Raw genomic sequence first — 7,712 nt, forward strand, 5'->3', positions numbered from 1 at the left:
TGGCCTCAACGTTCCTCACGCGCATTCGCTGGTCTTCATCATGGGTCGCGCGACCTCCGGGAAACCGGACGCTTCGCGCCGCAAAGGGTGGGATTCGGGAACAACGCCTTCCAAGCAGTTTACGCCTTTGCCTGCAAGGCGGCCACCAGGCCCGGCACAAACTTGTTGACCCAGAACATCTTCTTGCTGCCCTTGACAACCACGACGTCGCCTGCCTTCAGCAGGTTCGCAACCTCACTCGGCTTCAGCGTGGCGGGATCGTCGTGCCAGCCGAGGCCCTTGCCGGCCGGGAGCGCATCATAGAGGTGGCGCATCAGAGGGCCGACGCAGTAGATCCCGTCGATCCCGTCGAGGTGCTTGGCAAGGCCGGTATGATAGCCTGGTGCATCATCGCCGAGCTCCAGCATGTCGCCGAGCACCGCAACCCGGCGGCCGCCGGTTACATTGCGCGCCTGGAGGCTTTGCAGCGCGGCGGCCACGCTGGCCGGATTGCCGTTGAAACTGTCGTCGATCACCGTGATACCGCCGACCGCCTGCTCGACGCCGCGGCCGGTCATGATGCCGACCCGGTCGAGCTTGATCGCGAGCGTCGCCGCATCGAGGCTCGCGGCGCGGATGGCGGCGAGCGCGGCCAGCGCATTCTGCACGCGGTGCGGCGCGCCCGGCGTCAGGCTGAAGGCGATCTGCTTCTTGCGGATCATGGCCACGACCTGCCAGCTCTCGCCATGCGGCGCGTGCGTGACCTCATGCACCTCGGCATGCTCGCCGAAGCGCACCACCTTGCCCTTCCATTCGGATGCCTTCAGCCCGGCCGGCAGCACCAGCACGCCGTCCTCGGGCAGGCCGAGCGCGATCGACACCTTCTCGCGGCGGATGGCTTCGAGCGAGCCTAGTTTTTCCAGATGCACCGGCTGGACATTGACGACGAGTGCAACGGTGGGCCGCGTCAGTTCGCTGAGCCGCGCGATCTCGCCTTGCTGGTTCATGCCCATCTCGACGACCCAGAGACTGGCATCGGGCCTGGCATTGCACAGCGTCAGCGGCACGCCCCAGAAATTGTTGAAGCTGGACGGACTTGCATAGGCGTTCGGATAGGCCGCCAGAAATTCCTTGGTGCTGGTCTTGCCCGCGCTGCCGGTGAGCCCGATCACAGGCCCGCGGAAGCGGGCGCGGGCGGCGCGTGCGAGGCCCCAGAGGCCGTCGATCAGCGTGTCCTTGACGACGATCTGGGGGATGCGGATGCCCGCGATCTCGTGCGGCACGATCATCGCGACCGCGCCCGAAGCCTCGGCCTTGTCCGCGAACTCCCAGCCGTCGCGCGCGCTGGCGAAGGCCGAGATGAAGCCGCCGCTCGGCGTGCCGCTCAGCGCCACGAACAGGCTGCCCGGTTTCACCAGGCGGCTGTCCTGGGTGACGAAATCGATCGGCGTGTCCGGGAACGAACCGGCAGCGCCCAGCGCGCGCGCCACTTCGGCAACCGTCCATATCGGCGCGCTCATGCTGTCCTCGACGCTAATGCGGCAGCGACCGCCTCGTGATCACTGAAGGGCAGCACCTGGCCGCCGAAGATCTGTCCGGTCTCGTGTCCCTTGCCGGCGACGAGCAGTGCATCGCCTTCCTGTAGTTCCTCGATCGCGGTTCGGATTGCCGCGGCACGGTCGCCGATCTCGCGGGCGCCCTTTGCGGTGGCGAGGATTTCGGCGCGAATGGTTTCGGGCTTCTCGCTGCGCGGATTGTCGTCGGTGATGATGACGCCGTCGGCATTCTCGGCCGCGATCTCGCCCATGATCGGACGCTTGCCGGCATCGCGATCGCCGCCGGCGCCGAACACGACGACCAGCTTTCGTTTCGCGTAGGGCCGCAGCGCCTGCAGCGCCTTCGCCAGCGCATCGGGCTTGTGCGCGTAGTCGACGAAGATCGGCGCACCGTTGCGCTCGCCGACGCGCTCGAGCCGGCCCTTGGCGCCTTCGAGATGCTCGAGACTCGCAAACACGTTGGCCGCATCGCTGCCGGTGCCGATCGCAAGGCCGGCCGATACCAGGGCGTTCTCGATCTGGAATTCGCCGACCAGCGGCAGCCTAACCGCGTAACGCTTGCCGCGATGCTCGAGCGCGAGCACCTGCGAAAATCCTTCGACCTTGGCCTCGGCGAGACGAATGCCGTCGCCTGCCCCGTCGCCGTTGCGGCCTACCGCCATCACGCGCAGGCCGCGCGATCTCGCCGCCTCGATCGCTCCCGCCGAGCAATCATGATCGGCCGAGATCACCGCTGCGCCGCCCGGAGAAACGAGTTCCCGGAACAGGCGGAGCTTCGCCGCAAGATAATGCGCGACGGTCGGGTGATAATCCATGTGGTCGCGGGAGAGATTGGTGAAGCCGCCGGCGGAGACGCGTACGCCATCGAGCCGGTACTGATCGAGCCCGTGCGATGACGCTTCGAAGGCGAGATGTGTGACACCCTCGCGCGCGATCTCATCGAGCTGCCGGTGCAGCGCAATCGGATCCGGCGTGGTCAGCGAGCCGTAGACGGTGCGCTTGGGCGAGACGAGGCCGATGGTGCCGATGCTGGCGGAGGCGTGCCCCAGCCGCTCCCAGATCTGGCGCGCAAACGCTGCGACCGAGGTCTTGCCGCTGGTGCCGGTCACCGCGGCAATCGTTGCGGGCTGCGACGGAAAGAATCTTGCCGCGGCCAGCGCCAGCGCGCGGCGCGGATTGGCGACAGTGATGAACGGCACCTTGCTCGTATCAGGCGCATGGCCACCGACGACAGCCACGGCGCCCGCGGCCACCGCGGCGTCGATGAAGCGCGCCCCGTCCGTCTTGCTGCCCGCGAGTGCGAAGAAGAGATCCCCAGCCTTGACCACGCGGCTGTCGAGCGCAATGCCCGTCGCCTCGAGCGCCGCGACGGCGGGCTCGATCGCGGCGTCATTGCCTAAGAGGTCGCGCAGCTTCATGGTCTTCCAGTCGCCGTACCGGAAAGCCGAATCTTGAGGGAAATCCCCGACTCAGCAGCGGCTACGGCCCACCCGATTGATTACTGGGTTGTCCTGGATGCTGCAAGAATAAGGCGCTCAGACGGCGGCAGGTCGAACCGCGGCTCGACGCCGAGAAGCGGCGCGATCCGCTCGATCACCTTGCCGCCGGTCGGCACCGCGTTCCAGCCGGAGGTGATGAAGCCCTTCGTTTCAGGAATCGCCTGCGGCTCGTCCAGCATGATCAGGATCTGATATTTCGGATCGTCGCAGGGCATGATCGCGGTGAACGAGTTGAGCACGCGCTTCTTGGCATAGCGGCCGTTGATGACCTTCTCGGACGTGCCGGTCTTGCCGCCGACATAGTAGCCCTTGACGTCAGCGGTCTTGGCGGTGCCGATTTCGGCATTGAGCCGCATCAGGAACCGCATCTTGTCGCTGGTCTCCGTCTTGATCACGCGCTTGGCCATCGCCGCCGCTTCGGATTCGCTGCGCTTCATGAAGGTCGGCGGAATCAGATAGCCGCCGTTCACCAGCGCGTTGATGCCCATCACCGCCTGCAGCGGCGCCACCGACATGCCCTGGCCGAACGCGATAGTGACCGTGTTCAGCTCACCCCAGCGGCGCGGGATCAGCGGAGCCGCACTCTCCGGCAGTTCGGTGCGCAGCCGCGTCAGCTGGCCCATCTTGGCAAGGAACGCCTTGTGTGCCTCGACCCCCTGGCCGAGCGCGATCCGCGCGGCGCCGATGTTGGACGAGAAGGTAAACACTTCCTTGGTGTTGATGAAGCGCCCCAGCGGGTGGCTGTCGTGAATGGTGAACTTGCCGTAGTGCAGGTTTCCGCGGGCATCCCACGACGTGTTCAGATTGATCTTTCCGGAATCGAGCGCCATCGCCAGCGTGAACGCCTTGAAGGTCGAGCCCATCTCGTAGACGCCGGTGGTCAGGCGGTTGATGCGGTCGGGGTCGTGCGCTTCCTTGGGATTGTTGGGATCGAAATCGGGGAGCGAGACCATCGCCACGATCTCGCCGGTTTTCACGTTCGAGACGATGCCGGACGCCGCCTTGGTGTGGTACTTCTCCTTTGCCTTCAACAGCTCGTCGCGCAGCGCGTGCTCGACGCGCAGATCGATCGAAAGCTCGATCGGCTTTTGCAGCCGGTCGGTGGCAAAGCCGGCGCGGTGGAGATCGGCGAGGCCCTGATTGTCGAGCCACTTCTCCATGCCGGCGATGCCCTGGTTGTCGATGTTGACGAGACCGATGAGGTGAGCGACCTCGTTGCCGGTCGGATAGACGCGCTTGTTCTCGCGCAGGAAGCCGATGCCGGGAATGCCGAGCTTGTGGATGGCCTGCTGCTGCTTGGCCGTGACCTCGCGCTTGAGCCAGACGAAGCCCTTGCGCGTCCTCAGGCGCTCGCGCACCTCGGCCTCGTCGAGGTCGGGCACGGTCGCGGTGAGCAGCTCGATCGCCTCGTCCTTGTCGATGATGCGGCGCGGCTCGCCGAACAGGCTCGCCGCCTTGACGTCGGTCGCAAGGATGGCACCGTTGCGGTCGACAATGTCGGGCCGTGCGGTCGCCACCACCTCCTGCGCCGCGGCGCGGCGTGCGCCATGGGCATCGGCGCCGATGGCAAACATCACGAGCCGGCCGCCGATCAGGGCGTAGACCGAGGCGAAGGCGAGCATGGCGAGGCCAACGCGCGCGCGCGCCTTCGCGGCGCGGTCGACATTGCGCCCGTAGAGCAGGCTGCGGATCAGCCGCTGGCGCCAGGGTTCCGTTGGTTTGCCCGGAGTCGCACCGCTCATTGCTTGTCCTCGGGCTGAGGCACGGAGCCCGTCACATTGTCAGGATCGCTCGCGGCTTCGATGGTGTTGAGCATGGCGCCGATCGGATCGGGCTCGCCCGGCCTGAACATCCGCGGCGGACGCTCCGGCAGGTTCTTCAGCTGGTCATATTGCGTGCCGTTGACCGGCTTGAGCTGCAGATGCCGGTCGGACAGGCCCTGCAGCCGATGGGGCGCATCGAGCTTGGCCCATTCGGATCGCAGCGAAGCGATCGCGTCGCGCTGCTCGCGGATCTCCGCATGCAGCCGCAGCACCCTCTCGGTGCGCGCAGTGGAGTCCATCTTGATCCGGTAGACATAGGCCGCCGCGAAGATCAGCGCGCCGATGACGAAGAGGTGGATGATGCGCATGCGCTAGCCTCCCCTCATCACGTCGGAAAGTTTTGGCCAGGACGATGGCTCGCCATCCTGATGCGCGGGCGCCGAGGTGCGCTCGGCGGCGCGGAGCTTTGCGGAACGCGCGCGCGGGTTATGCGCAACTTCGTCCTCACCGGCGATCACGGGCCGCCGCGTCAGAAGCTGGAAGCTCGGCGGAACCTGCGCCACCTCCGGCAAATGCCGCGAGCCGCCGCCGGTCTTGGAACGCTCGGAGAGGAAATTCTTGACGATGCGATCTTCCAGCGAATGGAAGGAGACCACGACGAGGCGCCCGCCCGGCTTGAGCACGCGCTCGGCCGCAGCGAGCGCGGTCTGAAGTTCCTCGAGCTCTTCGTTGACGAAGATGCGCAGGGCCTGGAACGTCCGCGTTGCCGGATGAATGTCGCCGGGCTTGGAGCGCACCACCCTGCCGATAAGGTCGGCGAGCGCGCGCGTGGTCGTGAACGGCGTCTCCTGCCGGTCCGCGACGATGGCGCGGGCGACGCGGCGCGAATGCCGCTCCTCGCCGAGGAGATAGATGATGTCGGCGAGATCGGCTTCCGAGGCGCGGGCAACGACGTCGGCCGCGGTCGGCCCTGCCTGCCCCATCCGCATGTCGAGCGGACCGTCGAGCCGGAACGAGAAACCGCGACCGGCCTGGTCGAGCTGCATCGAGGACACCCCGACATCCATCACGACACCGTCCACGGCCTCGACGCCCTGCGCCGCGCAGACCTCACCGAGGTTGGAGAATCGGTCCTCGACCAGCGTCAACCGGCCCGCGGAGCGTTCGACCAGTTCGGCACCGCCGGCGATGGCGGTGCGGTCGCGGTCAATGGCAATGAGCCGGCTTCCCGGCACGTCGAGGATGGCGCGGCTATAGCCGCCGGCGCCGAAGGTGGCATCGACATAAATACCCCCCGCACGCGGGGCGAGGTGGTCGACGGCTTCGCGGCCGAGAACGGGGATGTGCGGAGCCGAGCTCATGCGCCAGGCCTGCTGGAGGCCCAGCCTGACGTCCAAGCGAGATTGGGGACGAACAAGCCCATGACGCCTCGAATGACTCCGTATCGCGGCGGTTCCACGACCGCACCGTCCAGCATGGTTACCGCGCCCAGTCGTCCCGGGCGGCAAACCCAGTGTTCCCAGCGGAATTTGTCGGGCAGCCATGGGATTTCGAGCCAAAATACGCTTTGGCCGCCTCCGGACGCGGGTCGGCTCTTCATCCCTCAGTAACGGCCCTTAGCGTTAAGAAAGTGTTGCTCGGCTCGTGACAAGTCGAAAAGCTGATGAGGCGGTGATGCTTCATCCACACACTTGCGCCAAAATGCATCCGTTAACCGCGCCGCGCGATTGCGTACGGTGGAGGGTAAAGGAATAGTAAAGAGAAGGGCTTGGCCCAACTCTCCGTCCGACCTTGGTTTGTCTATGCCGCCGTCCGGTTCGTCCACACCGTCTGGATCTGATTCGAAGCGTCAACGCGTTCTCCCGGTTCCCAAGGCCGCGGCGAGCATGAGGGCGTTCGAGCCGGATTCCTCGATCGTGTCCGACATCATCCCCTCGCCGAACTATGGCGAGCGCAACAAGACACGGCAGCCCGATATGATCGTGCTGCACTACACCGGCATGCCCGATGTCGAGGGCGCGCTGGCGCGGCTGTGCACGGCGGGGACCGAAGTCTCGGCACATTACGTCGTGCTGGAGGACGGCCGCATCGTGCAATGCGTGCCCGAAACCAGGCGCGCCTGGCACGCCGGCGTCTCGTCCTGGGCCGGCGAGGACGACATCAACTCCTGCTCGATCGGCATCGAGATCATCAATCGCGGCCACGACTGGGGCTATCCGGAATATCCGCTGCGCCAGATCGCCGCCGTGATCGCGCTGTGCCGCGGCATCATGCTTCGCCGCAAGGTGCCGGCTCACCGGGTGCTCGGCCATTCCGACGTCGCGCCCGCGCGCAAGAAGGACCCCGGCGAAAAGTTTCCCTGGCACTCGCTGGCCAATTCCGGCGTCGGTCACTGGGTGACGCCGGCTCCGGTCGTGCGCGGCGAGACCCTGATGCTCGGGACCATCAGCGACGAGGTGCTGAGCCTGCAGCAGGCGCTCGCCAGATACGGCTACGGCGTGCCGCTGACCGGCAAATATGACGCCGCGACCATGGAAGTCGTCACCGCCTTCCAGCGCCACTTCCGCCCCGCGCGGCTGGATGGTGTCGCGGACCACTCGACGCTGTCGACATTGCAGGCGCTGCTGGCGAGCCTGCCGGCAGAGGGGACGGCCGTCGCGTCGAAGTGACGGCAGCGGTCATTCCGGGGCGCACGAAGTGCGGAACTTTTGTGCGCAATTGCGCACCTGAGAATCTCGAGATTCCGGGTTCGATGCTTCGCATCGCCCCGGAATGACGGCGCTAGTTATTCGCCGGTGAAGAACTGGAAATACGGGTCGTGGACCCAGCGTTCGCACACTCCCTCATCGGACAACCCGTAAATGTGCTTGAGCAACAACAGCCCGATCATGAAGCGGGTCTCGATCCCAGGCAAT

General features: G+C 66.1%; 6 protein-coding genes and 1 pseudogene. 1 reads left to right on the forward strand and 6 read right to left on the reverse strand.

Features of this window, described 5'->3' with window-relative positions:
* Nucleotides 1–119: 119 nt before the first annotated feature.
* From CV770_RS33305 to rsmH, 5 genes are all read right to left on the reverse strand, one after another.
* Complete coding sequence (locus CV770_RS33305; RefSeq protein ID WP_104465362.1) at nucleotides 120–1,499, reverse strand: UDP-N-acetylmuramoyl-tripeptide--D-alanyl-D-alanine ligase; 1,380 nt, start codon at nucleotides 1,497–1,499, stop codon at nucleotides 120–122.
* On the reverse strand, nucleotides 1,496–2,953 hold the full coding sequence (locus CV770_RS33310; protein WP_104465363.1) for a UDP-N-acetylmuramoyl-L-alanyl-D-glutamate--2,6-diaminopimelate ligase: 1,458 nt from the start codon (nucleotides 2,951–2,953) through the stop codon (nucleotides 1,496–1,498). The genes CV770_RS33305 and CV770_RS33310 overlap by 4 nt, the downstream gene beginning before the upstream one ends.
* An 80-nt stretch (nucleotides 2,954–3,033) precedes the next feature.
* Nucleotides 3,034–4,776, reverse strand: coding sequence for a peptidoglycan D,D-transpeptidase FtsI family protein (locus CV770_RS33315; RefSeq protein ID WP_104465364.1), 1,743 nt, complete (start codon nucleotides 4,774–4,776; stop codon nucleotides 3,034–3,036).
* The gene (ftsL, locus tag CV770_RS33320) at nucleotides 4,773–5,165 is read right to left on the reverse strand and encodes a cell division protein FtsL (RefSeq protein ID WP_091961738.1); all 393 of its coding nucleotides are present in this window, start codon (nucleotides 5,163–5,165) and stop codon (nucleotides 4,773–4,775) included. The genes CV770_RS33315 and ftsL overlap by 4 nt, the downstream gene beginning before the upstream one ends.
* Nucleotides 5,166–5,168: 3 nt before the next feature.
* Nucleotides 5,169–6,158, reverse strand: a complete 990-nt coding sequence (gene rsmH / locus CV770_RS33325) for a 16S rRNA (cytosine(1402)-N(4))-methyltransferase RsmH (RefSeq protein WP_201760157.1) — start codon at nucleotides 6,156–6,158, stop codon at nucleotides 5,169–5,171.
* 525 nt (nucleotides 6,159–6,683) lie between these two features.
* Between rsmH and CV770_RS33330 the strand changes: the two genes are divergently transcribed.
* Nucleotides 6,684–7,466, forward strand: coding sequence for an N-acetylmuramoyl-L-alanine amidase (locus CV770_RS33330; RefSeq protein ID WP_091961747.1), 783 nt, complete (start codon nucleotides 6,684–6,686; stop codon nucleotides 7,464–7,466).
* Between the two features lie 119 nt (nucleotides 7,467–7,585).
* Here the strand turns inward: CV770_RS33330 and CV770_RS33335 are convergent.
* Nucleotides 7,586–7,712, reverse strand: a pseudogene (locus tag CV770_RS33335) (transposase); the annotation flags it as partial.

The sequence above is a fragment of the Bradyrhizobium sp. AC87j1 genome, assembly GCF_002936975.1.
GTDB lineage: Bacteria > Pseudomonadota > Alphaproteobacteria > Rhizobiales > Xanthobacteraceae > Bradyrhizobium > Bradyrhizobium shewense.